The sequence below is a fragment of the Chryseobacterium sp. CH25 genome, from assembly GCF_004119455.1.
Classification (GTDB): Bacteria; Bacteroidota; Bacteroidia; order Flavobacteriales; family Weeksellaceae; genus Chryseobacterium.
Genome location: NZ_NRQT01000002.1, coordinates 1 through 2500 on the forward strand (window position 1 = coordinate 1; position 2500 = coordinate 2500).

Annotated in this window: 3 tRNA genes and 2 rRNA genes (1 of these 5 cut by a window edge); all 5 read left to right on the top strand. The window is 46.9% G+C overall.

Annotation, left to right across the window (positions count from 1 at the left end):
- Nucleotides 1–81: 81 nt before the first annotated feature.
- Nucleotides 82–1598: ribosomal RNA gene (locus BOQ64_RS05455) — 16S ribosomal RNA — on the top strand.
- Between the two features lie 217 nt (nucleotides 1599–1815).
- Nucleotides 1816–1874, top strand: a tRNA-Ile gene (locus BOQ64_RS05460).
- A 32-nt stretch (nucleotides 1875–1906) separates the two neighbouring features.
- Nucleotides 1907–1980, top strand: a tRNA-Ile gene (locus tag BOQ64_RS05465).
- An 87-nt stretch (nucleotides 1981–2067) separates the two neighbouring features.
- Nucleotides 2068–2141 (top strand) — tRNA-Ala (locus BOQ64_RS05470).
- A 157-nt stretch (nucleotides 2142–2298) separates the two neighbouring features.
- A 23S ribosomal RNA gene (locus tag BOQ64_RS05475) occupies nucleotides 2299–2500 on the top strand (it continues 2556 nt past the right edge of the window).
- Together the 16S and 23S rRNA genes with 3 tRNA genes alongside form the textbook arrangement of a ribosomal RNA operon.

A 2500-nucleotide genomic window follows, 5' to 3' on the forward strand; every position in this document is an offset into this window, starting at 1 on the left:
AAAAGATCATTGACATACAATATAACAACCAAGTAAGGAAAAACTAAAGCGTTAAAAACTTTGAGTGAGTCAGACAAACATACAATGGAGAGTTTGATCCTGGCTCAGGATGAACGCTAGCGGGAGGCCTAACACATGCAAGCCGAGCGGTAGAGTTTCTTCGGAAACTTGAGAGCGGCGCACGGGTGCGGAACACGTGTGCAACCTGCCTTTATCTGGGGGATAGCCTTTCGAAAGGAAGATTAATACCCCATAATATACTGAATGGCATCATTCGGTATTGAAAACTCCGGTGGATAGAGATGGGCACGCGCAAGATTAGATAGTTGGTGAGGTAACGGCTCACCAAGTCTGCGATCTTTAGGGGGCCTGAGAGGGTGATCCCCCACACTGGTACTGAGACACGGACCAGACTCCTACGGGAGGCAGCAGTGAGGAATATTGGACAATGGGTGAGAGCCTGATCCAGCCATCCCGCGTGAAGGACGACGGCCCTATGGGTTGTAAACTTCTTTTGTATAGGGATAAACCTACTCTCGTGAGAGTAGCTGAAGGTACTATACGAATAAGCACCGGCTAACTCCGTGCCAGCAGCCGCGGTAATACGGAGGGTGCAAGCGTTATCCGGATTTATTGGGTTTAAAGGGTCCGTAGGCGGATCTGTAAGTCAGTGGTGAAATCTCACAGCTTAACTGTGAAACTGCCATTGATACTGCAGGTCTTGAGTGTTATTGAAGTAGCTGGAATAAGTAGTGTAGCGGTGAAATGCATAGATATTACTTAGAACACCAATTGCGAAGGCAGGTTACTAAGCAACAACTGACGCTGATGGACGAAAGCGTGGGGAGCGAACAGGATTAGATACCCTGGTAGTCCACGCCGTAAACGATGCTAACTCGTTTTTGGGGCTTCGGCTTCAGAGACTAAGCGAAAGTGATAAGTTAGCCACCTGGGGAGTACGAACGCAAGTTTGAAACTCAAAGGAATTGACGGGGGCCCGCACAAGCGGTGGATTATGTGGTTTAATTCGATGATACGCGAGGAACCTTACCAAGGCTTAAATGGGAAATGACAGGTTTAGAAATAGACTTTTCTTCGGACATTTTTCAAGGTGCTGCATGGTTGTCGTCAGCTCGTGCCGTGAGGTGTTAGGTTAAGTCCTGCAACGAGCGCAACCCCTGTCACTAGTTGCCATCATTAAGTTGGGGACTCTAGTGAGACTGCCTACGCAAGTAGAGAGGAAGGTGGGGATGACGTCAAATCATCACGGCCCTTACGCCTTGGGCCACACACGTAATACAATGGCCGGTACAGAGGGCAGCTACACAGCGATGTGATGCAAATCTCGAAAGCCGGTCTCAGTTCGGATTGGAGTCTGCAACTCGACTCTATGAAGCTGGAATCGCTAGTAATCGCGCATCAGCCATGGCGCGGTGAATACGTTCCCGGGCCTTGTACACACCGCCCGTCAAGCCATGGAAGTCTGGGGTACCTGAAGTCGGTGACCGTAACAGGAGCTGCCTAGGGTAAAACAGGTAACTAGGGCTAAGTCGTAACAAGGTAGCCGTACCGGAAGGTGCGGCTGGAACATCTCATTTTAGAGCGTCTTTAAGACGATAAAAAAATTAGTGTCCTAGACACAAAGTACTTACTTAAAGCAATAGCTTTAGTTTTTTGTTTGGTTGATTTATATTAAAAATACAAAACCCACTAGAAATTAGTAAAGGGATTGAGAGAGACAAGGATGAAGGTAAGATGGTCAGTTTAATCTGATATCTATTATCTGAAATCTGTTAGTCTAACAGACAGTCTCGTAGCTCAGCTGGTTAGAGCGCTACACTGATAATGTAGAGGTCGGCAGTTCGAGCCTGCCATCTATTATCTGAAATCTGTTAGTCTAACAGACAGTCTCGTAGCTCAGCTGGTTAGAGCGCTACACTGATAATGTAGAGGTCGGCAGTTCGAGCCTGCCCGAGACTACTAATTAAAAAGACGGGAAGATATAAGATACAAGACATCAGATTTTAAGTCTGATATCTGGAATCTGGAATCTGAAGTCTACTAGAGGGGGAATTAGCTCAGCTGGCTAGAGCGCCTGCCTTGCACGCAGGAGGTCAAGGGTTCGACTCCCTTATTCTCCACAGTTTTGGAAGACTGATTTAAAAGTTACGAATGGAGCCAAAAACAACATTTGTTCATCAGTTGGAAGAGAAGAAATTAAGATCATTGACATTAACGGTAAAGACATCACAAAGAGAAAACCGAGCGCATAAAGCGCTTGAGTAACCTAAAAATAGGAAAGAAATCGTTAAGGGCGTATGGCGGATGCCTAGGCTTTCAGAGGCGAAGAAGGACGTGGTAAGCTGCGAAAAGCTGCGGGGATTGGCACACACGAATTGATCCGCAGATGTCCGAATGGGGCAACCCAATACATTGAAGATGTATTACCTCGTAAGAGGAGCAAACCCGGAGAACTGAAACATCTAAGTACCCGGAGGAA